General features: G+C 54.7%; 27 protein-coding genes and 1 tRNA gene. 16 read left to right on the top strand and 12 right to left on the bottom strand.

The features are described 5' to 3' along the window. Positions 1-53 precede the first annotated feature (53 nt). Positions 54-410 carry a glyoxalase superfamily protein gene (locus tag BGP77_RS03385; protein WP_108163329.1) on the top strand — a complete coding sequence of 119 codons (357 nt, stop codon included), beginning with the start codon at positions 54-56 and terminating at the stop codon, positions 408-410. Next, on the top strand, positions 407-760 hold the full coding sequence (locus BGP77_RS03380; RefSeq protein WP_108163328.1) for an SH3 domain-containing protein: 354 nt from the start codon (positions 407-409) through the stop codon (positions 758-760). The genes BGP77_RS03385 and BGP77_RS03380 overlap by 4 nt, the downstream gene beginning before the upstream one ends. A gap of 60 nt (positions 761-820) precedes the next feature. Here the strand turns inward: BGP77_RS03380 and BGP77_RS03375 are convergent, their stop codons facing one another. Further along, positions 821-1633, bottom strand: coding sequence for a hypothetical protein (locus tag BGP77_RS03375; protein WP_108163327.1), 813 nt, complete (start codon positions 1631-1633; stop codon positions 821-823). 311 nt (positions 1634-1944) lie between these two features. Between BGP77_RS03375 and BGP77_RS03370 the strand changes: the two genes are divergently transcribed. The 3 genes from BGP77_RS03370 to BGP77_RS03360 all read left to right on the top strand — a co-directional run bounded on the left by BGP77_RS03370 (position 1945) and on the right by BGP77_RS03360 (position 5359). Beyond that, entirely contained in the window at positions 1945-3531 is a 1587-nt protein-coding gene (locus BGP77_RS03370) for an alpha/beta hydrolase (RefSeq protein WP_233252284.1), read from the top strand. Between the two features lie 314 nt (positions 3532-3845). Continuing rightward, positions 3846-3922: transfer RNA gene (locus BGP77_RS03365), tRNA-Arg, on the top strand. A 798-nt stretch (positions 3923-4720) separates the two neighbouring features. Continuing rightward, positions 4721-5359 (top strand): outer membrane beta-barrel protein, encoded by a 639-nt coding sequence (locus BGP77_RS03360; RefSeq protein WP_108163325.1) that lies wholly within the window; start codon positions 4721-4723, stop codon positions 5357-5359. A 78-nt stretch (positions 5360-5437) separates the two neighbouring features. Here BGP77_RS03360 and BGP77_RS03355 read toward each other — a convergent pair whose 3' ends face one another. Together BGP77_RS03355 and BGP77_RS03350 are read right to left on the bottom strand one after the other, a co-directional pair. Beyond that, positions 5438-6334 carry a transglutaminase family protein gene (locus tag BGP77_RS03355; RefSeq protein WP_108163324.1) on the bottom strand — a complete coding sequence of 299 codons (897 nt, stop codon included), beginning with the start codon at positions 6332-6334 and terminating at the stop codon, positions 5438-5440. Next, positions 6334-8925, bottom strand: a complete 2592-nt coding sequence (locus tag BGP77_RS03350; protein ID WP_108163323.1) for a circularly permuted type 2 ATP-grasp protein — start codon at positions 8923-8925, stop codon at positions 6334-6336. Before BGP77_RS03350 ends, BGP77_RS03355 begins: the two co-directional genes overlap by 1 nt. Before the next feature lie 131 nt (positions 8926-9056). Between BGP77_RS03350 and BGP77_RS03345 the strand changes: the two genes are divergently transcribed. The 3 genes from BGP77_RS03345 (at position 9057) to BGP77_RS03335 (ending at position 12660) form a co-directional block, all read left to right on the top strand. Then, positions 9057-10088, top strand: coding sequence for a putative zinc-binding metallopeptidase (locus BGP77_RS03345; protein ID WP_108163322.1), 1032 nt, complete (start codon positions 9057-9059; stop codon positions 10086-10088). A gap of 119 nt (positions 10089-10207) precedes the next feature. Next, positions 10208-11659: a circularly permuted type 2 ATP-grasp protein gene (locus BGP77_RS03340; RefSeq protein WP_108163321.1), complete on the top strand. Its 1452-nt coding sequence runs from the start codon at positions 10208-10210 to the stop codon at positions 11657-11659. A gap of 35 nt (positions 11660-11694) precedes the next feature. Next, positions 11695-12660, top strand: a complete 966-nt coding sequence (locus BGP77_RS03335; RefSeq protein WP_108163320.1) for an alpha-E domain-containing protein — start codon at positions 11695-11697, stop codon at positions 12658-12660. 94 nt (positions 12661-12754) lie between these two features. Here BGP77_RS03335 and BGP77_RS03330 read toward each other — a convergent pair whose 3' ends face one another. From BGP77_RS03330 to BGP77_RS03320, 3 genes are all read right to left on the bottom strand, one after another. Further along, positions 12755-13309 carry a dihydrofolate reductase family protein gene (locus tag BGP77_RS03330; RefSeq protein WP_108163319.1) on the bottom strand — a complete coding sequence of 185 codons (555 nt, stop codon included), beginning with the start codon at positions 13307-13309 and terminating at the stop codon, positions 12755-12757. A 357-nt stretch (positions 13310-13666) separates the two neighbouring features. Continuing rightward, positions 13667-14200, bottom strand: a complete 534-nt coding sequence (locus BGP77_RS03325; protein ID WP_108163318.1) for a DUF1697 domain-containing protein — start codon at positions 14198-14200, stop codon at positions 13667-13669. Between the two features lie 222 nt (positions 14201-14422). Further along, on the bottom strand, positions 14423-15634 hold the full coding sequence (locus BGP77_RS03320) for an MFS transporter (RefSeq protein WP_108163317.1): 1212 nt from the start codon (positions 15632-15634) through the stop codon (positions 14423-14425). 89 nt (positions 15635-15723) lie between these two features. Here BGP77_RS03320 and BGP77_RS03315 point away from each other — a divergent pair, with 89 nt between their 5' ends. The 5 genes from BGP77_RS03315 (at position 15724) to BGP77_RS17905 (ending at position 20609) form a co-directional block, all read left to right on the top strand. Further along, positions 15724-17418 carry an ABC transporter substrate-binding protein gene (locus BGP77_RS03315; RefSeq protein WP_108163316.1) on the top strand — a complete coding sequence of 565 codons (1695 nt, stop codon included), beginning with the start codon at positions 15724-15726 and terminating at the stop codon, positions 17416-17418. 143 nt (positions 17419-17561) lie between these two features. After that, positions 17562-18887 carry a Na+/H+ antiporter NhaC family protein gene (locus tag BGP77_RS03310; RefSeq protein WP_108163315.1) on the top strand — a complete coding sequence of 442 codons (1326 nt, stop codon included), beginning with the start codon at positions 17562-17564 and terminating at the stop codon, positions 18885-18887. A 165-nt stretch (positions 18888-19052) separates the two neighbouring features. Next, positions 19053-19664, top strand: a complete 612-nt coding sequence (locus BGP77_RS03305; protein ID WP_108163314.1) for a hypothetical protein — start codon at positions 19053-19055, stop codon at positions 19662-19664. Between the two features lie 156 nt (positions 19665-19820). Continuing rightward, entirely contained in the window at positions 19821-20258 is a 438-nt protein-coding gene (locus BGP77_RS03300) for an immunity 70 family protein (protein WP_108163313.1), read from the top strand. Positions 20259-20285: 27 nt separating this feature from the next. Beyond that, positions 20286-20609, top strand: a complete 324-nt coding sequence (locus tag BGP77_RS17905) for a hypothetical protein (protein WP_146171184.1) — start codon at positions 20286-20288, stop codon at positions 20607-20609. 79 nt (positions 20610-20688) lie between these two features. Here BGP77_RS17905 and BGP77_RS03290 read toward each other — a convergent pair whose 3' ends face one another. Continuing rightward, positions 20689-20994: a putative quinol monooxygenase gene (locus tag BGP77_RS03290; RefSeq protein WP_108163311.1), complete on the bottom strand. Its 306-nt coding sequence runs from the start codon at positions 20992-20994 to the stop codon at positions 20689-20691. Positions 20995-21343: 349 nt separating this feature from the next. Here BGP77_RS03290 and BGP77_RS03285 point away from each other — a divergent pair, with 349 nt between their 5' ends. The 3 genes from BGP77_RS03285 (at position 21344) to BGP77_RS03275 (ending at position 23963) form a co-directional block, all read left to right on the top strand. Further along, positions 21344-22321, top strand: a complete 978-nt coding sequence (locus BGP77_RS03285) for a DUF1852 domain-containing protein (RefSeq protein ID WP_108163310.1) — start codon at positions 21344-21346, stop codon at positions 22319-22321. Positions 22322-22348: 27 nt separating this feature from the next. Then, complete coding sequence (locus BGP77_RS03280; protein ID WP_108163391.1) at positions 22349-23377, top strand: methionine synthase; 1029 nt, start codon at positions 22349-22351, stop codon at positions 23375-23377. Positions 23378-23468: 91 nt separating this feature from the next. Continuing rightward, positions 23469-23963, top strand: coding sequence for a flavin reductase family protein (locus tag BGP77_RS03275; RefSeq protein ID WP_108163309.1), 495 nt, complete (start codon positions 23469-23471; stop codon positions 23961-23963). A 9-nt stretch (positions 23964-23972) separates the two neighbouring features. On the opposite strand, the gene BGP77_RS03270 is transcribed toward BGP77_RS03275, so the two are convergent. The 5 genes from BGP77_RS03270 to BGP77_RS03250 form a co-directional block, all read right to left on the bottom strand. Further along, the gene (locus BGP77_RS03270) at positions 23973-24434 is read right to left on the bottom strand and encodes a VOC family protein (RefSeq protein ID WP_108163308.1); all 462 of its coding nucleotides are present in this window, start codon (positions 24432-24434) and stop codon (positions 23973-23975) included. A 31-nt stretch (positions 24435-24465) separates the two neighbouring features. Beyond that, a complete protein-coding gene (locus BGP77_RS03265) occupies positions 24466-24681 on the bottom strand; it encodes a DUF4287 domain-containing protein (RefSeq protein ID WP_108163307.1) in 216 nt (71 codons plus the stop codon). Positions 24682-24825: 144 nt separating this feature from the next. Further along, positions 24826-25317, bottom strand: a complete 492-nt coding sequence (locus BGP77_RS03260; protein ID WP_108163306.1) for a hypothetical protein — start codon at positions 25315-25317, stop codon at positions 24826-24828. 376 nt (positions 25318-25693) lie between these two features. After that, positions 25694-26209, bottom strand: coding sequence for a CbrC family protein (locus BGP77_RS03255; protein WP_108163305.1), 516 nt, complete (start codon positions 26207-26209; stop codon positions 25694-25696). Positions 26210-26231: 22 nt separating this feature from the next. Then, entirely contained in the window at positions 26232-26735 is a 504-nt protein-coding gene (locus tag BGP77_RS03250; protein WP_108163304.1) for a hypothetical protein, read from the bottom strand. Between the last annotated feature and the right edge of the window lie 141 nt (positions 26736-26876).

Here is a 26876-nt window from a genome sequence, read left to right as displayed (position 1 = left end):
GGCTTTGGTAGGCTGAGCGGCGTGTCTGGAAATCGCCGGGAGGAACCCGTCCGATGTTTAAAGTCATTCCAATTCTGCGCATCTTTGATGTCGACAAAGCCCTGGCGTTTTATCGCGACTTTCTGGGCATGAACGTCGACTGGCAGCATCGTCACGAACCGGGCCTGCCGTTGTATTGCCAGGTTTCCACCGGCGAGCTGGTGCTGCACCTGAGTGAACATTCCGGCGACTGTTCACCCGGCGCCAAAGTGTTCATCCAAACCGATCAGCTGGATGCTTTGTTTCACGCCATCAGCCAGCGCCACTACGCCTACAGCAAACCCGCCATCGAAACCGCGCCCTGGGGCGATCGCTGCTTTGAAGTGATCGATCCGTTCTCCAATCGTCTGCTGTTCAACCAAGCCTCATGACTCAGTGCCGCGTTCTCAGCGTTCATCACAGCCACTACCCCAACCCCATCCGCTTTCGCCAGGGTGAACCGCTGCAACTGGGTCGGCGCGACGACGAATACCCCGGCTGGGTCTGGACCACCACACCCGACGGCAATCAGGGCTGGGCACCGCTGGCACTGATGAGGGTTGAAGCCGATGGGGTCCAGGCGCAAGCGACCGAGAATTACACCGCCTGGGAACTCACCACCGAGGTGGGCGAACGACTGACGTTGCAGCGTGAATTAAACGAGTGGGGGTGGGTGGTGCGTGCCTCGGGCGAGGCGGGCTGGGTGCCGTTGGCAACCTTAGAAAAAGTGGCCGGCCTTTAGGCCGACCCAGAGCGTCGGGTCATCCGCGCAGATGACCCGATGCCTAAACCGCGCAGCGATCTAGGGGGAGTTGAAGTTCATCCAGCGCAGGTTGCGGGCGGCATCTTGCCAGCTCGGCACCACTCGAAAACCGCGGCGTTTGCGCCAGGGAGATGGCAGTATCGGCGATTCGGCCGGGCTCAGTTCTGGCGCTTCAATATAGGGTTCACAGCTGGACAGATCGTCCGACTGTTCATTGGCTTTGTCGCCACGCATATAAGCCAGCTTGTTCCATTGACCTTTCATATCGCGCAGAAACACATAGGCGGCACAGTGGCTGTCGGTAGCGCCGAGGCTGGCCTGATCGGAGTCAGCAATGATCAGCGTGCGGCCACCCGCGCTTTGAGTCACTGAAAAACCAAAGTAGGCCGTCGGGTCGATGTTGTTCTGTTGCAGATAATTCAGCTTCACCATCAACCGTTCACCAACCGACAGCGCCGCGGAATCGGCAAAGCCGTTGGCGCTGAAAGCCCGCAATACATACTGAGTATTGAGCCGGGCGTGCAGGGGACGATTAATGGTGCGTTTTTCACGACCGGCCGAAATGACCGCACCGACCGGCTGAAACACAGAGTTCGGGCCCGGACGCTCCAGCAATTGGTAATGGGTGGCACCGGTGACGTCGTGCCACTCGAAGCTCAGTTGCTGTGAGGACGTGAACTGCACATCCAGTCGTGGCGCTACCAGCGTGCGCGACTCCCGACGCGCTCGTTGTTGCCACCAGGGTTGGCGCTGAGGTTTGGGTTGATGGCCCAGCGTTCGTACAAACGTCATGGCCAATGCCAACAGAACCAGGCATTTAACGATGATCGTGAAAAAGGTTGGCGCTTCCATGTTTTTATTGTCCTGCTATTCAAACGTCCGTGTGACGTTGCTGTGGTTGATTGAGTGGGTGGTTGAGCCATAGGGCTCGGTTCAGAGTGAGGACAGTGTGCGTCCATATCGTTTGAATAAGCGTTTGAATCAAAGCGATTCATCGAGGATAAAGTGTGACAAACTTGGCAAAATTATCGCCCTTTGATCATCAATAGCGCTTTCAATCGTTTAATTAGATCGAAATGGGCATTAAATGCGGGCCGGTCGATGTCAGCTTCAAACGGTCATGGCGTCGTTGTTATTCACCTCTCGCTCAGGAAGCCAACACGGTGAGCCTTTCATTACAGACGCTCGGTGAACTGATCGTGTTTAATCACGATCAGGCGGTGCCGCTGCCTGCGTCCAAGCGCACCCGCGCCGTTTTGGTCTATCTGATGCTGACCGGCCGAATGCACCGCCGTGACTGGTTGTGCGAGCTGTTCTGGGAAAACGCCGATGATCCCCGAGCCACGCTGCGCTGGTCGTTGAGCAAAATCCGGTCGGTGGTGAATGACGTCGACCACGAGCGCCTCTGGGCCGATCGCGAGCGGGTGCAATTGAACGATCCGGATCTCGACATCGACATTCGCAATCTGGCCGCCAAGGTGTCCGATCCCGCCACCTCAGCTCAGGCATTGAAAGGCATCAACCGGGCGTTAAAACGGCCGCTGCTTAAAGGTCTCGACTTACCAGACCAGCCGCTGTTTCAGCAATGGCTGCAAGCCGAACGCGATGAGGTGCAACTACTGCGCAGCCAGCTGTTAGCCCGACTGGCGAGTGAGCCCCATTTGGACTGGGCGGAACAACTGGAATGGGCCCGTGAATGGCTGGCGTTGGAACCGCTCAATACCTGCGCAGCGACGGCGGTGCTCACGCTGCTCGAACAATTGGGTGATTCCTGGGAGCTGGGCTGGTTGTCGACCGAGCTGAGCCAACGGTTTCTGGAGGCGGGCATCGCCTGGTCGTCGAAGACGCGCACCCAAGCGGACAATTCATCCGGCGCCTTTGTTTATCGCACCCCCGAACGGGAACTGCTGGCGCATCAACGCATTCACCTGTGCACCGCCAAGGATGGTGTTCGGTTGGCGTACGCGGCGGTCGGCTCCGGCTACCCCATCATCAAAGCCGCCAACTGGCTGAGCCACTTGGAGCACGATTGGCACTCGCCGATCTGGAGCCCGTTGTTTCGTCGTTTAGCGCTGAATCATTACGTTGTGCGCTACGACGAGCGCGGCAATGGCCTGTCCGATTGGCACGCCAACGACCTGTCGTTCGACGCCTTCGTGACCGACCTGGAAACCATCGTTGAGGCCAGTGGAGTCGACCGTTTTGCGCTGCTGGGCATCTCCCAGGGCGCGGCGGTTTCCATTGCCTACGCCGTAAAACACCCGGAGCGGGTCTCACACCTGGTGCTTTTTGGCGGCTACCCGGCCGGTTGGCGCATTAACGCCAGCGACCGTGTAATTCGCGAGCGCGAAGCCATCATCACCCTGACCGAAGCAGGCTGGGGACAAGACAACCCCGCCTATCGGCAGATATTTTCATCAACCTTTATGCCCAGCGCCGACAAAGCTGAACTGGACTGGTTCAACGACTTTCAACGCCGTACCGCATCACCGGAAAACGCGGCCCGCTTCTTGTCGGTGTTCGGCGACATCGACGTGCGCCACCTGCTCTCACAGGTTCAGGTACCCACCCTGGTGCTGCATTCCGAGGGCGACCAACGCATTCCAATCCAGACCGGTCGCGACCTCGCCGCCGCCATTCCCGGCGCCAAATTCCACCGCCTCGACAGCGACGGCCACCTGCTCCTGGGTCGCGAACCCGCCTCCAAAGCCTTCATCGACGCCGTCCGCCACTTCATCGCCACCCACTAGCCGGGCGTCAAATGGGCTAACCCCTTGATATGGCGGCGAATCTGGACTTGAACCGGCGAATCTGTATACTGCGCGCCAGTCGTCGAGGCACTATCGTCTCGGTGGATGAAGCCCGGTCTTCGACTGAACAGACCAGAAGACGAGGCTCAAGCAAGACCCGGTTTGTTCAAACGTTATCCGCCCGTCGCTTTTATGCCCGCAGGGTGCAGCTGGATAGAGCGCTGCCCTCCGAAGGCAAAGAGCTGGAACCATCCTCTAACGGACAAGCCAGAGGGTGTGGGAAGGGGATAATGTTGGCCAGTCCGAAAAGTTATCCGCCCGTAGCTCAGCTGGATAGAGCGCTGCCCTCCGGAGGCAGAGGTCTGAGGTTCGAATCCTCTCGGGCGGGCCAAACATAAAAAAAGCCCCGCCCTGTGCGGGGCTTTTTTTATGTCCGCCCACCCGAGTCGGACGAGAACCTCAGTCAGGTTCGATCAAATGCCAAAGGCATTTGAGGCCGCCAAAGGCGCCGCGAAGCGGGCGGTTCCACGCCAAAGCGTGGAAGCGAGCCCATCCTCTCGGGCGCCTAACTAGCCCCGCCCTGTGCGGGGCTTTTTTTATGTTCGCTCGTCCCGAGTCGGACGAGAACCTCAGTCAGGTTCGATCAAATGCCAAAGGCATTTGAGGCCGCCGAAGGCGCCGCGAAGCGGGCGGTTCCACGCCAAAGCGTGGAAGCGAGCCCATCCTCTCGGGCGCCTAACTAGCCCCGCCCTGTGCGGGGCTTTTTTTATGTCCGCCCACCCGAGTCGGACGACAAAGCTGTCGGGAACAGCTTTGCGCGAAGCCCGAAGGGTGAGCATCAGGACGATGCGAACAATACCTCAGTCAGGTTCGATAAAACGCCAAAGGCGTTTGGCACTGCTCCCGGCCTTCCATGGCCTCCGCAGCATTAGCACCTCCGTGTGCGTCGGCCGCCGAAGGCGCGGCGCAGCGGGGGGTTCCATGCGAACAGCATGGAAACCGAGCCCATCCTCTCGGGCACAGACCGAGCCGCCCTGTGCGTTTTTTCATACATCAAAAAATCCCCTAAGCGTTTTAGTTCACCCAACCACGTACGGACAGATGTGACACGCAAAAGATAATTTCAGTTGAATGCCATGAGGCGATTACCTAAATTCGCATGACCTTCAACCTGGGATAATGCAGTTCCGTGAAGCGACTCTTACTGGCACTTCCTCTTGGTTTGATCTCATCGACGTTCACGGTTTCCGCGCAGGCAGAAGGCGCTTATCTGAGTGCAAGCGTTGAAGCGATCGAATTCGCTTCAGACAGCGTTTCCCTGTTATTTGATTCTGCTGCGCCGGTTGTATCGGTCGGGGCAGGGTGGCGGTACACCCCCTATTTTGGCTGGGAAAGCAAAGTGGGCATTGGCCTCAGTGAGTATGCTGAAAGCGACAGCTTTGCCGGATACAACCATGATTTCACCCTCAACCTGTCCGGGTATTTCTCAACCATGCTGGTTGGAATTTGGCCATTGATGGAGGGTTTAGATCTCTATGCCAAAGGCGGAATCACGCACCTGAGTTATGCAATAAATCAGTCCTATGAGAACGATGCTGGCAATGATAACAACAGTCGCCATACCACCGGCTTCTCGTTAACCCCCACGGTCCGCTTCGGTATTGCCTATCGTTTGTTAACGGATTGGTCATTGGGCGTTGAAAGCACCTACCTGGGCAGAATTGAGACCGATTGGATTGGAGAGGGGTTCGACTCAGGGCCGGGCTCCTTTGCCGATGAGTCCGGTGATTTCTATGGCGTAACGGCAACCCTCAGCCGACATTTCTGAAGCATTTATAAAAAGTCCGTTGGCGGCGGGGCTTTGCTTCGGGTCAGGAAAACGTGGGTAAGAGAGTTGGGTGACGGTTTAAGTTACCGCTGTTACATCCACCTCAACCTGCAACTCATGCGCCCCACCCCCATTCATCACGCCTTTCAACGGCGTCACGTCGCCGTAGTCACGTCCCCAGCCCAGCGTTAAATAGCGCTCGTCCGGCAGGCTGCCATTAGTTGGGTCGATGTCGAGCCAGCCCCAGCCGGGCATAAAAACACTCAGCCAGGCGTGGCTGGCGTCGGCGCCGACGAGTTTTTGCTGGCCCGGCGGTGGCAGGGTTTCCAGGTAGCCGCTGACGTAGCGTGCGGGTAAGCCAATGGAACGCAGCGCGCCGATGGCGAGATGAGCGAAGTCCTGACAGACGCCTTTTTTCTGTTGCAGCACCTCAGCGACCGGCGTTGCCAGCGTGCTGAAGCCAGGGTCGTATTGAAAGTCAGTAAAAATGCGTTGGTTAAAATCGAGTATTGCTTCGAGCAGTGGCCGTTGTGCGGTGAAGGATTCCAGCGCGAACTGTTTCAGCTCCAGGCTGTGATGCACAAAGGGTGAATCGAGCGTGAATAATCGAGCTTCCTGGCTGTCGGCATCGTTGCTCTCACTGACCTGACTTTGCGGCGTTAATTGTTCAACCGCCGCTTCCCAGCGGGTCGTGCAGGCGTCGCCTTCGGGTACTGGTCTGGCTTCGGTTGTTACCAGGCTGTGAGCCGTCACTTCCAGCGTGTCGTGAATATCCTGAATGGCAAAATAGGCGACGCGATTGCCAAAAAAATCGCGCCGTTCGTGTTGGCGTTGGGGCGCCGGTGTAATGGTCAGCCGGGTTTGTGTGCAGCGTTGCCAGTCGAGGTTGCGCGGCAACAATCGCGCTTCGTTCTGGCTGAGCGTGACGGCACTGCTGTAGCGGTAGCGCGTGGTGTGGCGTAATTGATATTTCACTAGCCGTTTCCTTGCACCGTGACCAGTTGCTTGGGTTGTTCGGCATGGCTGAAGTAGCTGTTGGAAATCGCTTCGGTGAGTGCATACAGCGGTGCGACCACGTCGTTCAATAAGGTTTCTAAGGCCTGGCGTGCGTCGGCGCTTTGTTCCAGATCGCTCAGGCTGTCCAGATCGACCAGATGCAAATGACTGTTCGCCTGAATGATTAAGCGTATTTCGCGCGGGCGAAACGGCGTGTTTTCCGGGTGCGGCAGTTGCTCAATCTGACGTTGCAAACGGCCGAGCATGTAGCCGATGGAGCGCGGGTTGGTTTCATCGAACAACAGCAAATCGAGAATCGCCGTCGGGTACAGTTGCGAGCGATACCGACGCCGGTAAACGGTTAAATTGTCGGTCGCCGACAGCACCCGTTCCCACAATTCAGGGCCTGGGTTTTGAGCATGAATCATCGACAGTTTTAATAATTCGACACTGGCGATGCAGCGTTCGGTGATGCGGCCAATGTCCATGAATCGCCAGCCAAAATGATGCGGCATGGTTTCGTTGCATAAGCCGAATACCGCCGCCACCAGCGTAATGATTTCTTCCAGACTGTGCTGCGCCGCGCTGGCGCCTTGCAGCGTTGGCAGGGTGTGCACTCTTTGGCGCAAGGTGTTGAGCGTGCGCCAGGCATCGTCGCCCAGATGATCACGAACGGCGCGGCCGTTGTGCAGCAGTGAATGAAACAGCCAGGGAATATCGCCTTCGGTACGGGCAACATCGAGCAGCGCCGAACGCAGCGCACTGAACTGTCGAATGGCACCGGCCGGGTCTTCTGTTTCCGGTTCCTGATAGGGGTTCACGTCGCTGGGCAGTGGCAGTTTTAACGCCGTGAATAAGTCGGGCAACAGGGTGTCGTTGAGCTGCCACTGGCCTTGCTCCACCAGACACACCATGCTTTCACGCACCAGGCGTGAACGGTTATCAAGCCGCTCACCATAACGACCAATCCAGAACAGATTTTCGGCTACACGGCTGGGCAAATCGGAACCATCGCGAGTGACCAATAAGCTCGACTGCGCGCGTTGCAGCAAGCTGACGTGCGGCTGCACCACGGGCGATAACACCCAGATGTCTTTTACCGTTTGGCTGTCCATCGGTGCCGTGCCCGGTTCCGCCACCCAGGCCAAACCGCCGGGCATAATGCGATGACGTTGCGTTGAGTTGGCATCATCGCCCGGGTCGGCCAGCGCAAAGAAACGCAGGCACACAGGCTTGGGTAGAATGCTGTTATTTTGCTGATCGTAGCTGGGGGAGGTGGCGGAAATCAGCGGCTGTTCGGCGACAAAAAAATGCGGCGCATCGGTCATGGTTTGACGCAATTGTTCGAGCTCAGCATCGTCCATATGTTCGGGCTGAATCACCCGTTCGGCATCGCGCACATCGCGAATGCGCCACGGTGTTAAATCACCCAATACGGCGTCGCGGGCCTGTGGCAACCCACACCACAACAATGGGCGGCCCGCCAGCTTTAATGGCTCGCCCAGCAGATGGCGACACAGCGCCGGTAAAAACGCGGCCAGTGCCGGGTGTTCGAGCACGCCCACCCCCAGCCCATTGGCAATGGCCACTTCACCGCGTCGCGCCGCCTGCATTAAACCGGGCACGCCGAGCAGCGAATCGCCCCGCAATTCCAGTGGGTCGCACCACGGATCGGTAATCTGGCGGACAATCACGTCGACGGTTTTCAAACCGCCCAACGTTCGCATGGCGACGCGGCCATCGCGCACCACCAAATCGCTGCCTTCCACCAACGAAAAATTCATGTAGTTGGCCAGCCAGGCGTGTTCAAAATAACCGGGACTGCCCGGTCCGGGCGTTAATAAAACGATGTTGGGTGCATCGCGATTGGGTCGCGCCAGTTCGGCCAGGCAGCGATGAAAATTTTGCAGAAAGCCCGCCAGCCGATGCAAGGGCGCATCGCGGTACAGGCGTGACAGTGCACGCGCCAACACCACCCGGTTTTCCAGTGCATAACCGACGCCCGAACTGGCCTGGGTCCAGTCGCCCAATACGCGCCACTGGCCATGGTGGTCGCGCATCACGTCCATGCCCTGAAACAACACCTGCGGCCGGTCGGCATCGCTGCTGTTATCGGCGGCGGCAAACAGCCAGCCTGGGTGACTGAACACCAGCTCGGCCGGCAAAATGCCATCGCGAATCACACGGCGTTCGCCATACAGATCGGCCACCAGCCGTTCCAGCAAGCGGGCACGTTGTTGCAGGCCGGCTTCGAGAATGTCCCAGCTTTGCGGGGTAATCACATAAGGAATGGGGTCGAGTTGCCAGGAGCGCATTTTGCGCACGTCGTCTTCATAGGCGTTAAAGGTGACGCCGTTTTCATACAGCAAATTCTGCGCTTCGAGCGCCATCTGCTGAAAACCGTCCAACCCCAGCTCGTTGAATTCTTCAATCAATGGCTGCCAGCGCGAGCGCACTTTGCCCGCGGCGTTGACCAGATCGTCATAGGTGTCGTTCGGTTCGTTGCGCCGTTGCTGATAATGGGCGAGCAAACTTTCCGACAGGCTGTGGGTCAAGGTCGGACTGGGCATGGCTGGTTGGTTTCCGCTCAACGTCTGATTCTGTGGATGGCTGATCGTTCCCGGCGTTGAAAGTGCTTGTATTAGCGCCGTTCAGGTCCTCATGATAGCTGATAAATCAGCGTCATCCGACTGAGAATAAGATGCGATTGTTTCACTGCGAATGCTGTGGTCAGCGGCTCTATTTTGAAAACACCCATTGCGTGCATTGCGACACGCCTCAGGGGTTCGACCCTTATACGCTGTCTCTGCGTTCGATGACTTCCGATGCGTTTCGACCCTGTATTAACCGCGAGTCAGGAATATGCAACTGGCTGGTACCTGCCCAAAGCGATGATCAATACTGCTTGTCGTGTCGTATGACGTTGGTCATTCCCGATCTCAGCGTGTCTGGCAATGTGACGCTCTGGGCCGATATGGAAGCGGAAAAGCAGCGGCTCATCTACAGCCTGTTCCGACTGCACCTGCCGTTGGTAACGCGTCAGCTAGACCCCGACAACGGTCTGGGGTTTCGGTTTATGGCCGACGCCCCTCTTGGCGACAGCGAACGCATTATGACCGGCCATCTCGATGGTGTGATTACGCTCAATCTTGCCGAGGCCGATCCTGTGGTACGCGAAGCCACGCGCCGCCAGATGGCCGAACCATACCGCACTATTTTGGGGCATTTTCGGCACGAAGTGGGCCATTATTACTGGCAGCAACTGATCAGCAACGGTGACTGGCAAGAGGATTTCCGGCGCCGCTTTGGCGATGAGCGTGACAATTATGCCCAGGCGTTGCAGCGCCACTACCAGCAAGGACCCCGCCAAGGCTGGCAGCAACACTACATCAGCGCCTATGCCAGCTCACATCCCTGGGAAGACTGGGCCGAAACCTGGGCGCATTATCTGCACATGGTCGATACGCTGGAAACCGCCTACGAATATGGTCTGACCACGATGCCGCGTGGTTCGGCGACGTCCAGCGCGGAAGTGAACCTGCACGACGACCCTTACCAAAAGCTCTCATTTGATCAACTCATCGCTCAGTGGTTACCGTTAACCACAACGATGAACAGCCTCAACCACAGCATGGGCTACGATGATGTGTATCCTTTTAATTTATCGACAACGGTGATCGATAAGTTATCGATGGTTCATTCGGTGATTCATCAGCACTCGAACGGGATTTAACACCGAACGAACTGGCGCAGCTCTTGCTCTACATCAGGAACCGGTTCGAAGTTTTTCACCAAACCGGACATGAACGGCCGCTGGCATTGCCCGGCGGTCCGGACACAGGAGAGTGGTCTATGAGCAAAATACAGTGGTCCGAATACGCCTGCGATGGCTTCTACGATGAACTGCTGGCTCGCCCTGGTGAACCCCACCCGGCAGCATCCATGCTGTGCGATTATCTGTCCGAACTGGGTGGCCGGGAACTGGCCGAATTAAAGAACGCCGCCGAGGTCGCCATTCAGGTGATGGGCATCACCTTCACCGTCTATTCCGAAGGCAGCATGATCGACCGCGCCTGGCCATTCGACATTGTGCCGCGCATCATTCCATTGGATGAATGGCAAAAAACCGAAGCTGGTTTAAAGCAGCGCGTGCAAGCGTTGAATCTGTTTATCGACGATCTGTACCACGATCAACGCATCATCAAAGACAAAATATTACCGGCCGAAGTGCTCGCGCAATCGGTTAATTTCCGCAAGCAATGCGTCGGCATTAATCCGCCGAATAACATCTGGGCGCACATCTGCGGTTCTGACATCGTGCGCGACAAAGACGGCACGCTCTATGTGCTGGAAGACAATTTGCGCGTGCCCTCCGGCGTCTCCTACATGCTGGAAAATCGCAACGTCACCAAACGCATTCTGCCCGAACTGTTTCAGACCGGACGCATCCAGCCGGTCGACGACTACACCGGCCAGCTCTACGACATGCTGGTATCGATGTCGCCGCGCCCCGGCGACGACCCGCAAGTGGTGGTGATGACGCCGGGCATCTACAACTCCGCCTATTTCGAGCACTCCTATTTAGCGCAGCAAATGGGCGTGGAACTGGTGGAAGGCACCGACTTAGTGGTCGATGACGACGACGTGGTGCACATGCTCACCGTCGATGGTTTAAAACGCGTTGATGTGATTTACCGCCGCGTCGACGATCTTTTTCTCGACCCGGAAGTCTTCAACCCCGAATCGGCCCTGGGCGTACCGGGGTTGATGCGCGCCTGGCGCAACGGCAAGGTGGCGTTAGTCAACGCACCGGGTGCGGGCGTGGCGGACGACAAAGTGGTCTACGCCTTCGTGCCCGAGATCATCCGCTACTACCTCAGCGAAGAACCGCTGCTCGCCAACGTGCCCAGTTATTTATGCATGCGCGATGACGACCGCAAATACGTGCTCGATAACCTCGACAAACTGGTGGTGAAACCGGCCAACGAATCGGGTGGTTACGGCATGCTGGTCGGCCCGCACGCGACCAAAAAAGAACGCGCCGCTTTTGCCGAACTGATTAAAGCCAACCCGCGTAATTACATGGCGCAACCGACGCTGAATTTATCGACCACCCCCACGCTGATTGAAGACCGGCTGGAGCCGCGCCATGTTGATTTACGGCCGTTTATTTTATCCGGAAAAAACAGCACCGAAGTGACCACTGGTGGCTTAACGCGGGTAGCGTTGAATAAAGGGTCGCTGGTGGTGAACTCGTCCCAGGGCGGTGGCAGTAAAGACACCTGGATTGTGGATTTAAAATAACGTCGGCGCTGACGCCCGGCTAAAGGAGAAGGCTTATGCTGTCTCGTGTGGCTGAAAACATTTACTGGTTAGCGCGTTATTTGGAACGCGCCGAAGACACCGCCCGTTTAATCAACGTGACCAGCAATCTCTTGCTGGATTTTCCGCGCACCACGCGTCTGGATTGGGACTCGCTGGTGGTCATCAGTGGCGCCGAAGAGATATTCGACGAACATTACGACACCCGCAGCGCCGATAACGTCCTGAACTTTTTATGCGTCGACCAACACTACCCCGGCTCCATCATCTCATCCCTCGACGCCGCGCGCGAAAACCTGCGCACGACCCGCGATATTTTACCGCGAGAAATTTGGGAAGAACTGAACACGCTTTATCTCGACATGCATCGCCAGGCCGAAAACGGCATCACCTCGCGCAAGCGCGATGCCATCATGAAGCGCGTTATCCGAAGCTGCCAAACCATCAATGGCGTAATTGAAGGCTCGCTCAGCCACACCCAGGTGCACACCTTCCTGATGCTCGGCCGCAACCTCGAACGCGGCGACATGACCACACGCATCATCGACGTTCGCTCGGCCAATTTGTTGCCACGCAACACCGACGACCTCACGCCTTTTGAAGGCCTGCAATGGATGAGCGTACTGAAATCCCTGACCGGTTATCAGATGTACCGCCAGCAAGTGCGGCTGCGTGTGAAAGGTCCGGACGTGCTGCGCTTCCTGTTGCAAGACGAATACTTCCCCCGCTCAGTGGCGTCCTGTTTAGGACAGCTCTCCTATGAGTTGGAAGACCTGCCCGGCCACGACGAAGCCCAGGCGCTGGTTGATAAAACCCTGTCATTACTGATCAACGCCAACCTGGTGTCACTGGCCTACGAACCGGACTCACTGCACGACTTTGTGGATGAATTGCAGATCAGTTTTAACGAACTGCATCAGGCGATTGCTGAACAGTATTTCAGTGGTGCGTATCGCAGTCAGAGTCAAAGCAGTGCGGCTTAGAGGCTGGTGTTACGACGGTCATCTTAATGACAAGCCGGGATCTCATTTTTAATTTGCAGAGAATAGTGCCTGCACCTTTTAGCGGCCATCAAGTTCACTCGCGCCGGTAGTGTACCGCTATAACGCCACTACTCAGTGATTGTGTTGAAACCAGTTGTAACTTTCGCGTACTGGGCAGACCGTTCTGGTATAGCGTCGGACCATGCCCGGCTATCCTGGGATGGATTAGAAATTTGTACTCATCAATCAAATCCAGCCGGTCCAGTTCTGTCGCCAGCTGACCGCTGCCAATGAGTACCCCGGCCGGAGTTGCGTCTTTCAGCTTTTGTACGCCGGAAGCCAGGTCGCCGCTGATGTGGTGACTGTTGGACCAGGGAAAGTCTGAACGCGTTTTGGAAACCACATACTTAGGTTGCTGTTCCAGTTTTACGGCCCATTCGTGTATCGCTGGCGATGCTTCAATTTCGCCACGCGCCACTGCCGGCCAGTAGCTTTCCATCATCTCGTAGGTGATTCGGCCCCATAACATAGCGCCGCTGTCGTCCATCATCTGGGTGAAATAGGCGTGCGTTTCATCGTTGGCAATGCCTTCTAAATGGTCGACGCAACCATCCAGCGTGAGGTTAATGCTAAAGGTTAAAAGTCCCATATCCAGCTCTCCGGCTAAGGTAATGACAGGTTAATAGGTTGGTGCAGCAACCATCAGGCTTGGTTGTAGGCATGCTCAAGCAGCGCAACGGCGAGCTTTAGCGTGGTTATCGTAGCGTCCATAACAACCTCGGGCAGGTTATTGAAACTCAGCAAGGGCGTGGCTTTGAACAGGGTGATTGCTCCCGTGTTTAGGCTTTGCCGTCGGCATTGACACAGGCTAGTCGAACCGCAAACGGGTAAATCGACATTGATAAAATGACTGACACATTGATGGTGAAAGCTCAGGGCGTTAGCAGCAAGGCGCACGTCTTTTTGTTCTCATTCTTCGCAACCGCAGCGGCGTTAATGGATGTTGTTAACCCAGCAGCTCAACTACCTTGGTCACAGTTCGCCAATTGCGTGCGGTTGTTGCGACCCCTAATTTCCGCTCTACCCGTTCTGCCAACTTTGAGCGGCCAATTCCATCGGGCGCGAACAGGTAAAATACCTGATCAATCAGCGTGAAATCTTCGCTGTTGCTCTTGAGTTCAGCCAGCTCATTTAATCTGGGATCCACAGCAGGCGTTGCAAGAAAAAACAGCTGCACGCTTTTGGGTTCGTCTTTAGCCTGTGGATATGGGTTGGCAGCAATAGCGGCTTCCAGTTCGGTCTGTGTTAACAGCAGTATCTCGGGTTTAAATCCGTGAGCCTGTTGCACGGCCAGGCCGATCTGTTCGGCTAAATCAGTGGCGTCGCCAGCCGGATGCTCGAAGACGGCATTGCCGCTTTGAATATAGGTGCGGATGTTCTGTGCGCCCAGTTCCGTCAATAGTGCTTTGAGCTGTTTCATCGGCAGGCTGTTACGACCACCGACATTGATGCCACGAAAGAAAGCGATCCAGGTTTGCATATGCCGCTCCTATGAAGGGGATGGTATGACAGTAGCGCAGCATAGCGCGCATTATATTCAAGCATCCATATCGGGCTTTGCCGTCTTATTAGCGCAAAGCCATTAAACCAACCCGCAGGATGCTGACCCAGAGTATCGACCTCATCGGTTCGGGTTCCACTCACCCCATCGTCCCGGCCTTGAACCGGGATCTCAGGCGGCAATGGGTGATCGACGATGGCACTACTTAATACTCCGCACCCGACTCATCAGCAACAACACCGCCACCCCCAACTGGACGGCCAAGCAGCCATAAAACACCGGGCCAATACCGTAGCGGGCGACCCAATAACCCGAGGTCGCCAGGCCAATCGGCATCAGCAGTTTAAACAGTGATCCAGTGATGCCGGCAATGCGCCCCAGATGTTGTTGAGAAAACGCTTCCTGGCGATAACTCCAAATGCAGATGTTGCTGAATAAACCGACCAAAGACAGCAAGAAGAAGGTTGCCATTAATCCGATGGCGGAAGGCCACAACACCGGCCCGGCAAAGCACAAAGCTGACAGCGCTATGCTGGCAATCAGCAGCAGGCCCAACCCAAAACGGCGGCGTATTTTATCGGCGATAAAGGCTGCGATCACACCACCAACACCCGAGGCGGCGACCATATAGCCGACTTCGATGGCGCTCAGTGCCAGGCGGTCTTTGGCGAAGAAGATAGCCTGAATCCAGAACACCGAATCGGTGGTGTTAATGACCATCACCGCCAGGGTAATCAGCACCATGCGCCGGTCCTGAATAAAAACCCGCCAACCTTCGGCCAAGGCATGGCGCAGCGAGGCAGTCTGTTCTGCTTTTACCGAAGCAATATCGAGTCGGTTGAGTTGCCAAAACGCCAGCAGCCAGATCAGCGCCAACAACAAAAACGCCTGATGCAATTGCGAGAACAACAGCAAGGCACCCGACAACACCGGCCCGACGGTTTCCATCAAACTATAGAGCGAGCTCATGCGCGCGGTGGCGATGTTCTGTTGGCTTTGCGGCAGTGCCAGTTTCAGGATCGCCATACGGGCATTGCTATAACCGTAATTAAAAGCGGTCATCAAGAAAGCGCAGGGGAACAATAGCCACAGCGGTTGTGACAACCAACTGACTGCTGCGTAAGACACCATAATGGTGACAATCTGGCCGGCGAGCATAGCCTGCGACCAGTGTTTCTTCTCGAAACGATCGACCCAGACGCCAATAAACAGTGCCAGCAATAAGTTGGGCAGGAACTCGGTGGCTCGCATCCAACCCATCATCTGCGACGATTGCGTCAGGTCGTAGACCAGCAGCGGCAATGCCAGGTTGTAGATTTGCTGGCCAAAGGCCACGAACATAGCGCTGGAAAACAGCGTGAAAAAGGTGGGGTTGGTCCACAGTTTAGGCCGGTCTTCGGTGATGGACTGCATAAAGGTTGCTTTCGAAGTGGATTGGGTTTTCCATTGTCTTCGTTAAAAGATGAAGAAAAATAGAAAGATAAATCCGGGATTTCACCTTTATGTATTACTGGAAGGCGCTGGTCTACCTAAACACCGAGCTGGCTGTTGGCGAGCCCACAGCCATGCCGCTGGATCGGCTGACAAACGCCATCGGCTGTACCCGGCGCAACGCTCAACTGCTGGTCAAAAAACTCAGCGCCGAAGGCGTGATTTATTGGCAGCCAGCGGCGGGGCGGGGGCGTTTACCCAGCATCACCATGTTGCAAGACATAGAGCCGATGCTCGCCAGCCAAGCCCAAAGTTGGTTGGCGGAAGGTAAAATAGAAGCAGCCTTAACCCTGGTGACACCGTCGCAGCGCCAAGCGTTTCTTGCTAATTATTTGCAGCGTTATGCAACACCATCGGCAGCCGGAGATGTGCTGCAAATTCCGTTTTATCGGGCGACTCACGACCTCGATCCGATCAACATTACCCGCCGGACCGAAAGCCATTTGGCGAATTCTCTGTATGCCAAGGTGCTGAAGTGGGATGTGAACAGCGGCCGTTACCTTGGTGATCTGGCACAGCGCTTTGAGCGGGTTGGCGATGCGCTGAACATCACCTTGCGTAAGGATTTACGCTTTCACAACGGCGCGCCGATCTTGGCACAGAGTATTGCTGATCATCTGCACCGCTTGCTCGACCACAGCGAACATTACTGCAACCTCTATCAGTTGATTGATGGTATCGATATTCACGACGACTATCGCTTTTCGGTGCGCAGTCAAAGCGCTGCTAACTTGCTGCCCAAACTATTAGCCAACGGACCCATGGGTATTACGCAAATCGATGCCGGTCGCGTTATTGGCAGCGGGCCGTTTCAGTTGGTGGAGCAAACTCAATGGCGCACGCTGTTGCGAGTGTCGTCGCACTACCACGGTTACCGGCCATGGGTGGATGGCATCGAAGTATGGAACGTTGGCGACAACGCTAAAGATTTCGCCGCTAATAGCCACTTGTTTCATCCGCTCGCGCAACAAGCCAAAAGTAAGCGAGACTACGAAAGCAAAGTGCAGTGGGAGCGCGGTTGTGAATATGTGACTGTTAACGCTAATCGTCCATGGGGCCACAGCCTGAAGCAACGCCAAGCGCTGATGACAATCGTCCGGGCGTTGGCGTTACCGGCACAGTTCCGTGAGGGTTTTGCCGGTGCGAATGGCATGATGTCAGCCCCAGCGGCGCTTGCGGTTATCGATAGTGAGCGTGCCCAGCAGGCGGCTCAGTTGTTAACGAATCGCCTGGCTCCGTTGCAGTTGCTCACCTATCAGTTAAACAACCACATCGAGTATGCGCAGCACTTGCAAAGCGGCTTTCAGCAACTGGGTATTGCCTGTCAGTTGAAGGTATTACCGTTCCCGGAATTCAATCGCAGTACCAGTTTTGCGCAGGCCGATATGGTGATTTCCGGTGAGGTTTTTGAAGAGGATGTTGACCTGGCCTGGCTCGATTGGTTACTCAGCAGTTTGAATCTGCAATCGAACCTGACCGCAAAGCAACGTCAGTGGTTGCAACAGCAGCTCACAAAACTTTATCCGTTAGATGAAGCGCAGCGATTACCCGCGTATCAGCAGCTCGAAAAAAAGTTGATTGATAAGGCCGTGTATCAACCGATTTTCCATGTGCAGCAACGGCTGAACTATGCCGACAGCGTCAGCATGACCGATCTGCTTGCCAATGGTTGGGTGGATTTCTCGGAGGTTGTGTTGCAGCGCTGATTGCCTTATTCCAGACAAACCAGAGGGCAGACACTATTGTTATTGGAGCTTGGGTGTTGAAGTCTTTATTATCCGCGCTCGGTTGAACCCGGCTCTTTTAACACCTTTCTAATAAGCGTTCTATCACAGTGAAACCAGAAATCATGACGTTGTCTCGATCTCCGTTGGCGCTAGTGCCTTTATTGTTGTTCCTGCTGCTTTTTGTCGGCAGTGGTCTTTGGTATCAGGCGCAGGGCGTTGAAATGCCCTTCTATCAAATCAGTGCGCCGGTGGCGATTCTGCCCGCCATTGCGCTGGCGTTGTTGCTGGCGCACGGGCGTTTCAGCGAACGGCTCGATGCCTTTGTGGCGGGCGTGGCCGATCACACCATCATCACCATGGTGCTGATCTACCTGCTCGCCGGTGCCTTTGCCAGCGTGACGGCCGCTATTGGTGGTGTGGATGCCACCGTTAACTGGGCGCTCAGTGTGGTGCCGCCTGCATTGATTCTGCCGGGTTTGTTTGTGGTCACAGCCTTTGTTGCCACCGCCATGGGAACCTCCATGGGCACCATTTCGGCCATTGCGCCGTTGGCGATTGGCGTGGCGGGTGCGACTGAACTGCCATTATTACTGACCGTCGGTACTGTGGTCGGCGGCGCCATGTTCGGCGATAACCTGTCGATCATTTCCGATACCACCATTGCCGCCACCCGCACTCAGGGTTGCGACATGCGCGATAAATTCCGCATGAATTTTAAGATTGCGCTGCCTGCCGCACTGGTTACTTTGGTCTGGTTATTCGTGCTGAGCGGCCGCGCTCAGTTGGGCGATTTACCCGAAGCCGACCTGATTAAAATGCTGCCCTATCTGCTCGTTTTGGGGTTGGCCGTGGCCGGGGTGAATGTCTTTCTGGTGTTGTTCAGTGGTGTGTTGCTATCCGGCGTGATTGGTCTGGCCAGTGTCGATGGTTTCAGCGTCGCCACCTGGTCGGCCAACATTTATGACGGCTACAGCGGCATGCAGGAAATTCTGATTCTGTCGTTGCTGATTGGTGGCCTGGCGGCGCTCATGAAGCGCGAAGGCGGTCTGGGTTGGTTGATCGGTCGCATCGAATGGGTGAGTCGCACTCTGGGTGCCAAACCCGATTCGCGCCGCGCTGGCGAACTCAGCATCAGTGCCTCGGTCGCGCTGACCAACCTGTGTACCGCCAACAACACCGTTGCCATTCTGATCAACGGTTCGGTCGCGAAGGAGCTGGCACAACGCTACAACGTCGACCCGCGTCGCAGTGCCAGCTTGTTGGATATTTTCTCCTGCGTAATACAAGGCTTGCTGCCCTATGGCGCGCAGATTTTACTGGCGGCATCGCTGGCCGGTGTTTCACCGTTAGCGCTGGTCACCGAAGTGCGTTACAACTGGGTCTTGGCGTTGGCAGCATTGCTGTCCATTGCCTTTGCCTGGCCGAAGGTTAAAACCAAAGCGCAGTAAGTTCTTTGCCGTGAAATGGCATGTCCTATCCCGGCTCCGAGCCGGGATTTTTATGTATAAAACCCGGTCATGGACGCGACGGTGTGAACGACCAACAAGCCGACTCGCGTCAGAAACTCAGCTAAACTACCGACGGCCTCACTAACAAGTATTCAAAGGCTCGGTATGAAACAACTGCTCGCACTCATTGCGCTGTCGCTGCCCACGGTGGCCCTCGCTGATTGGCCGCTGGCCGTGACGCTGGGGTTGGAATCTCACACCGGTGGCGACCGCTGGGACAGCATTGAGCGTTCAGGAGAACCCAGTCGGGATATTGACCTGGGTGATGGGCTTTATTTTTCGGGCGGGGTGGCGGCGCAACTGCCCGAGTGGCCCATCAATGGCCGGTTAACGTTGCACTCTCGACTGGGTGTAAAAACGGTGTTGGGTGAAGGCGATGATGGCCGCTATTCCAAACTGGCGTATCCGTTAGAACTGGGCCTTCGTTATACTAACGACTGCGCCTTATTCAGCACCCTGGGGTGTGGTTTTTTTATCGAAGCCGGTGCCGTTTATCCATTCTCTGCGCACTACCGCATGGCTGGCAGCCAGGAACGTGATGACGACTTTGAAACACAACCGGGCTATTCACTTCGCGCCGGTTGGTTTGTGTTCTACCTGGGTTACTGGCACCAGAGGTATCAACTGAATAACGAAGATTATGATGCGTCATCGCTGAACGTTGGTATTGAAGTGCCAGTTGCCGTGAAAGGTAATTGGGGTTTTGGGCGAGAATAGGAGTACGTTTTAACCCCTAGAAAAATGACGCCTTTTAATTTTTCGTACAACGCACCGAAAGATCTATCTGAATAGTTAACCAGTCTGTAACTGGCCTAAGGCTACGAATATAAATTAGTAAAGCCAATATACACAAAAAAGAGGAGGGCGTACTAAGTGAGTGTAGGTCTTAAGATTGGCAGTATTAATACTGAAATTGGAAGTGCTGATTTTTTGCATGCCTTCTTCTCAACGGTGAGCTACCGGTTGGAATCGGATGGCTGGGGTTCGCGGTTCCCCGTTATTATGAACGAGCTTTTCCAAGGCCAGCTGGATGCAGCTCATGTTGACGCAGCGATAGTCGAGCTCGATTCAATACAGGAAGAGCTCAAGTCGTTCAAACCAAAAGATGTAATTTGGGACATTTATAACCTGGATGCGAAGCCACCGTGGGGCGATAACATCAGCGCCCGCATCACTGACTTGTCTAACTACTTTGTCACGAGCAATGGCAGCGATCTTATTGAAGTAATGAGAGATCGATTTAACCGGCTGAAGTTAAAAGGGACATTTCTGGAAATAGCAGGCGTTGGACTGGTTGGAAAGCGCCGCTGATTTATTCAGATCACAGCGCTCATCCAGATGGCCATCTGTCCCATTTATCCAAAAGGTCTATCAAACACCTTCCGTATAAAACCGAATATAAGCATTTTTATGCGTCTTGCTGAGCAGAATTTTCAGCGCCACGGTCAAAGCCATTATCAGAATCAGCACATTGCCAGCGATCAGCACAATGGCAGACAGTATGGCCGGAAAAGCGGTGACAACAATGCCCAGGCACAGATTGACGAGCACAAATGGCAACGCGCCGATAAGAAGGCTCAGCAGGATCAGTCGCCAAGCAAGCGTCCAGCAGAACTCAAAGCTGGGTTCAATTTCGTGTTTTCTTTCCGTGGGTTGTGTTGAGTCTGGCACGGTATGGCCTCGTTAATCAGATTGCATTTAAAGAAGGGTCGTTGAGTCTGCACGCGATCGCGCCGCTCATTTACAGGCCGGTGCCACCCAGCGGCTGTGTTTCAAAGCGTTCACCGAAACCGGCGATTAAGGGTTTGCCTTTGGCGATGGCCTTTTGCACCGATTCCAAATTCAATGAATCCCGATGCGCTTCCTGGCTTTCCCAGACTTCGGTTACCCACAGGGCATCGTCATCGCTGGAATCGTTCGCCACGACGTAGCTCAGGCAACCGGGCATGCCGGCGATGCCATCCAGCAAGATCTCCGATAACGCCTCGCGCTGGCCTGGCTGCACCATCAGTTTTCCGATCAGACCATACAGTGTTCCGTGTGCCATGGCGGCGTCTCTCAATGGGGTTGCGGTTAATGAGCGCCGACTCACCGTCGGGACTGCTTTTAAAAGTATCGCCAAGTTACTGCACTGGCCGCGTGAGTGCCAATCAATGCTGGCACTGCCGGTCAGTCACCCAGAAAGGCCGTCTTTCTGTCCGCCAAAGCAACACCGTCAGAATTATGAATGAAACTAATAATGTCGTGATATTTACTCGCTTTTATTCAACATCCGCAGCCCCTAGACTGCTCTCATTCTTGAAGGCACCCGCCCAAGCGCCGCTCAATCAAATGGGTCAGGACGACGATCGGGCAAGCCTTCACCGCTCAAACACCGCATCAGGATGGCTATGTCAATGAACAGTGAATTTGGATTCCTCATCAAGAGCCTTCGTTTCGATGAAGATTATCAACCGGCGGACAGCACCCGCATGACCACCAACTTTGCCAACCTGGCCCGAGGCGAGCGTCGCGAGGAAAACCTGAAAAATACGCTGCGCATGATCAACAACCGCTTCAACGCCCTGGCGCATTGGGATAACCCAACCGCCGATCGCTACTCGGTTGAGCTGGACATCATTTCCATCGACATCGACGTGGAAGGCAATGGCGAAACCTTCCCGACCATGGAAGTGCTGAAAACCAACATCGTGGATCACCAAACCAATACCCGTATTGAAGGCGTGGTGGGTAACAACTTTTCATCCTACGTGCGCGACTACGATTTCAGCGTGTTGCTGCTGGAGCATAATAAAGACAAACCACAGTTCAGCGTGCCGGAAAACTTTGGCGACCTGCACGGCAAGATGTTCCAGTCGTTCTTACGATCAACCGTTTATAAAGAAAACTTCAGCAAACAGCCGGTCATTTGTCTGAGCGTTTCCACCACCAAAACCTACCACCGCACCGACAACCAGCACCCGGTGTTAGGCGTGGAATACAAGCAGGATGAGTATTCGTTAACCGATGAGTACTTCCGCAAAATGGGCATGAAGGTGCGTTACTTTATGCCGCCGAACAGTCAGGCACCGCTGGCCTTTTATTTCTGCGGCGACCTGCTTACCGACTACACCGACCTGGAACTGATCAGCACCATCAGCACCATGGAATCGTTCCAGAAGATTTATCGCCCGGAAATCTACAACGCCAATTCCACGGCGGCGCAAACCTATCAGCCGAGCCTGAAGTATCAGGATTATTCGGTCACGCAAATTGTGTACGACCGCGAAGAACGCAGTCAGTTAGCGGTGAAGCAGGGCAAGTTTGCCGAAGAGCACTTTATTAAACCCTATCAACGCATTCTCGATTCATGGGCCGCACAGCGCGTTGCTTGATTAACCAGGACTAAAACCAGCATGACAATAAAACAACTGTTACCCACGTCCACCGCCGGCAGTTTGCCGAAACCGTCCTGGCTGGCTGAGCCTGAAAAACTCTGGTCACCCTGGAAACTGGAAGGCGATGAACTGGTGGATGGTAAACGCGATGCGCTGAAAATCTCGCTGCACGAACAGCAGCGTGCGGGCATCGACATCGTCAGCGATGGCGAGCAAACGCGCCAGCACTTTGTGACCACCTTTATTGAACACCTCGATGGCGTCGATTTTGAAAAGCGTGAAACGGTGCGAATCCGCGACCGTTACGACGCCAGCGTACCGTCCGTTGTCGGCGCGGTCAGTCGGCAAAAACCGGTGTTTGTTGAAGACGCTAAATTTCTGCGTCAGCAAACCGACCAACCCATCAAGTGGGCGCTGCCAGGCCCGATGACGATGATCGACACGCTCTACGACGGTCACTACAAAAGTCGCGAAAAACTGGCCTGGGAATTCGCCAAAATTCTTAATCAGGAAGCCAAAGAACTGGCCGCCGCCGGAGTGGACATCATTCAGTTCGACGAACCGGCGTTTAATGTCTTCTTCGATGAAGTGAACGACTGGGGCATCGCCACACTGGAAAAAGCCATCGAAGGGCTGGAGTGCGAAACCGGCGTTCACATCTGCTACGGCTACGGCATTAAAGCCAATACCGATTGGAAAAAAACGCTCGGTTCGGAGTGGCGGCAGTACGAAGAAATTTTCCCGAAACTGCAGGCGTCGAGCATCGATATCGTCTCATTGGAATGCCAGAACTCGCGCGTTCCGATGGATTTAATCGAATTGATTCGCGGCAAAAAAGTGATGGTCGGTGCCATTGATGTTGCTTCCAACACCGTCGAAACGCCGGAGGAAGTGGCCGCAACATTGCGAAAAGCACTGCAGTTCGTCGACGCCGACAAACTCTGCCCCTGCACCAACTGCGGCATGACGCCGCTGCCCCGTCAGGTTGCGCGCGGCAAGCTGGAAGCCTTAAGCGCCGGTGCCGCCATCGTTCGTCAAGAGCTCACTCGTTAAGCCGTCACGACAGAGCGAGCCAACAGACGGTCGTCGGATCACCGGCGGCCGTCGTTCCATTTCAACTCAGGCGAACGATTCAGGAGCCACCATGACCCTGCTCAGCAGCGCGATTGAGCCATTGCAGTTTCGCGATGCGCTGGGGCACTTTGCCTCAGGCATTACCGTCATTACTTCGCAGTTCAACGACGAACCGGTTGGCTTCACCTGCCAGTCGTTTTACAGCGTGTCGATGGAACCGCCCCTGGTCTCGTTCAGCGTCATGGCCCGCTCGCTCAGTTATCCAAAAATCCGCAAAGCCGGACGCTTTGCCGTAAACATTCTTGCGAACGATCAAGCGGCCATTTCCAATCAGTTTGCCCGGCGTGGTGACGACAAATGGCGCGGCGTGCAATGGCAAACCTCACCACTGGGTAACCCACTGATTGATGGCAGCCTGCATTGGCTCGATTGCGACATTCACGCCGAACACGATGCTGGCGATCACCGCATTGTCATCGGTGAAGTCAAAGCACTGAACCCGGCCAGGGGTGCAACAGCACCGCTGCTGTACTTCAAAGGGCAGTATCATAACCTGGCGGAATAGAGAGCCTGGTTACGCCTGAGCGTAAGCCGCTTCCAGTGCTGCAATATCGAGCTTCACCATGGGCATCATGGCATCCATCACCGCCTGAACTTTCTTCGGGTTGTCGTCTGCGATCAGTTCCATAAACCGCCTGGGTACAACCTGCCAGGTCACACCGAATGGATCGGTAATCCAACCGCACTGCAAAGGCGTGGCACCGGCTTCGGTGAGCGCATTCCAATAAGTATCGACTTCGAGTTGATCGTCGCAATCGACATACAACGAAAAGCCCTGAGAAAACTCAAAGTATGGCCCGCCGTTGTAACCTTTAAACGACTGACCACCCACAACAAACTCAGCCGAGGTAATCGGACCGTCGCTGCCGGTACGGGCAATATTGGTGATTTGCGAATCCGGAAAGGTCGCCGTATAGAAGGCAATCGCGGCTTCGAGCTGGTCGTTAAACATCAAAAACGGAGTGACTTTAGACATGGCAGTTGTACCTCGCGTGGATGAAGGTGAGTCAGACACCGTTCTGGTTGCGAAAGTAAGCCACCAGCGCATTCGCATGGCCGTGACCCATCTGGTGTTCGCTCTTCAGCCAGGCCACCATTTCCATATGCTTCAGTTCTGTCTGGGTGGCGAGCAAGTCGAGCCAATGCTGTATCGGAAAGCCGTATTTCGCCTCAATGGACGGAAAGTAAGACGCCGGGCCTTTTACCGGTTTGTCGTTCGTCATGAGCGGGTGCCTACAGTGAGCTAGGGTGATTGGGGTTGCTATAGGCTAGTCGATTGGCGGGGCGTGAATTCGACAACGGTTGGTAACTTTAATGGAGTGATTTAAAGCAGGGGCGGTGTTTTCCGAAAGAGGACGACTAAGCCCTCATTGAATAACGAGGGTCTCACCCGCTTCACTGCAATCACTCACTTCAAACGAATCAACGGCGTTGACGCCGACGTTTATGTTCGTGACACAGAATTCATCGCTGGATTCATAGAGCGCTTTTGAAGTCTGAGATTCCAGTTCCAGCAAGTACAAAGTGCCGGTGCCGTAGATCGGCGATGTCTTAATCAACAGCTCATTGCGATTCGGAACCCAGAAAAAACCCAGTACATCCGTTCCCCAGCTGGCGTCCTGCCAGAAGCGTTCGGCTTCGCGATAGGGTGGCCTGACGTAGCGGCCATAGTCTTTAACAAAGGCAGCGACATTGGTGCCCGCGGCATCATCACAGAAAACATAGAGAGCGAAGTCTCCGTCGGGTTGATCGTACACACCCGGCTCGCAGACTCGCGGGAAAATATCTTGGAGTGGGCCTGCAAAGGTCAGGCTCGACAGTGACAGAAGAAGAACGGCAAAGAGTGTTTTAGGTGTCATTCGATGACTCCTTGTTATAACTCAGATAGCCACCCTACATCGGCTACGCCCGAAATCCTATGGTGTGTTGAAACCTAGATAAATACTGCGGAATGAAATCTAAATCTATGCAGCATATTTTATGTGCTTCTGTCTCTATTATTATAATTGACTGATTTAAACTGGAAAAAATTATATGGTGACGTTACCCAAGGGCGTTAACGATGAGTTTCTAGCGGGATGCGGACCTTTGCCCAGTTCATGAATAAAACGATATTCACCGCCACCCGGGCTTATACCAGAAAAGACAGCACCTTCGTTCAACAGAAGAGTTAACGCAGGTTCGATATGTTGGCAGGAGCGTTTTGTCATCCTAGTTCTAATTAAGTCTATAGGCTCAAGCCATATCCCACGTACACAATTGAATACCATGGCAGCTAAATAAGTACACTGAGACGGTGAAATTTCCCTGCGCCAGATTAGCGACAGGCTCTTCCGGCAGCTTATTCCATAGCCAATCCAGGTCGGTTGATGTTTGATCTTCTTTTGAAAATGCGCCGGTAAAAGCTGCCTTATTATCGAAATCTGTCTTAGAAGCAATTTTTTCAAACACACAGTATTCGCCATTCATTATTGGCCAAATCTGATCTTGCCAAGTTGGTAATGGCGGCGTTCTGTGAATGATGGTCTTTAAGTCTTCCGTATTGCTGCCAAGGGCTTCATTGGTGGCAATGCCCAAGGGCTCAAGCTTCCCTGCTGCTAAGCATCTATCACAGATGCACGCAATCTCATGCACTCCATAAAAGCTGGCAGCGTCAAACCAATGTCCCTCTGTATTGCAGATAGAGCAAGCGAGCGATTCTTCTATTTTATGAGCGAAGTTGTCTGGGTCACGAAAGTACTTGAATCTCATAGTCTCAACCAGTCACTCAGCATTAAACCAGCTCGCCCAACGTTACGTGCTCAACCCGAGAGGTCAATTCACCCGTTACGGGAATCTCTAAAGGCGGGAGGTCGAATGAGGGAAGCTCGATGGTGTGCAGAGCATTTTCAACCCGATAGTGATACACCACGTCATCTTCCTGATGGTAACTGAACGTCAGGCCAGACAGTTGGCCTTGCTCATCGTCATGGCGTATCTGGTAACGGGATTGAATCATCAGATGATCGTCTTCCTCACGAACATCGCGCCAGGCGACAGGTGTGTGGCCGCCTTCATAGCATTCGAATAACAGCATCTGGAATTCGTGCAGGCTGTAGTCGCCCAATTTTTCGTTGTTGGCGTTGAGTGGGCGATAGTACAGGCCGGGTTGGCAGTATTGGCCACTGGCGTGTTTCAGCGTCAGTCTGAGGCCGTCGTGATCGACAAGCTCGAACTCGCTTTTGGGTAAGGTGAGTTGTTGTTCGAAGTGGATGACCTGAACGGTTATGTCGCTCATAGAACCATTGTCAGCAGTAACGAATAGATGAGCCATTATAGAAACAGCCGGTATGGTTATCTATGAAAGGAGGCGTCAGTTATGGTTTTTTTGTGAGCCAGGCAGGCTGCGTACAGAGAACACTCAGTCGCAGCCCTGTCC

Origin of the sequence: Saccharospirillum sp. MSK14-1, from assembly GCF_003054965.1 — a bacterium.
Lineage (GTDB): Bacteria > Pseudomonadota > Gammaproteobacteria > Pseudomonadales > Natronospirillaceae > Saccharospirillum.
This window is presented reverse-complemented; position numbering and strand designations above follow the sequence as displayed.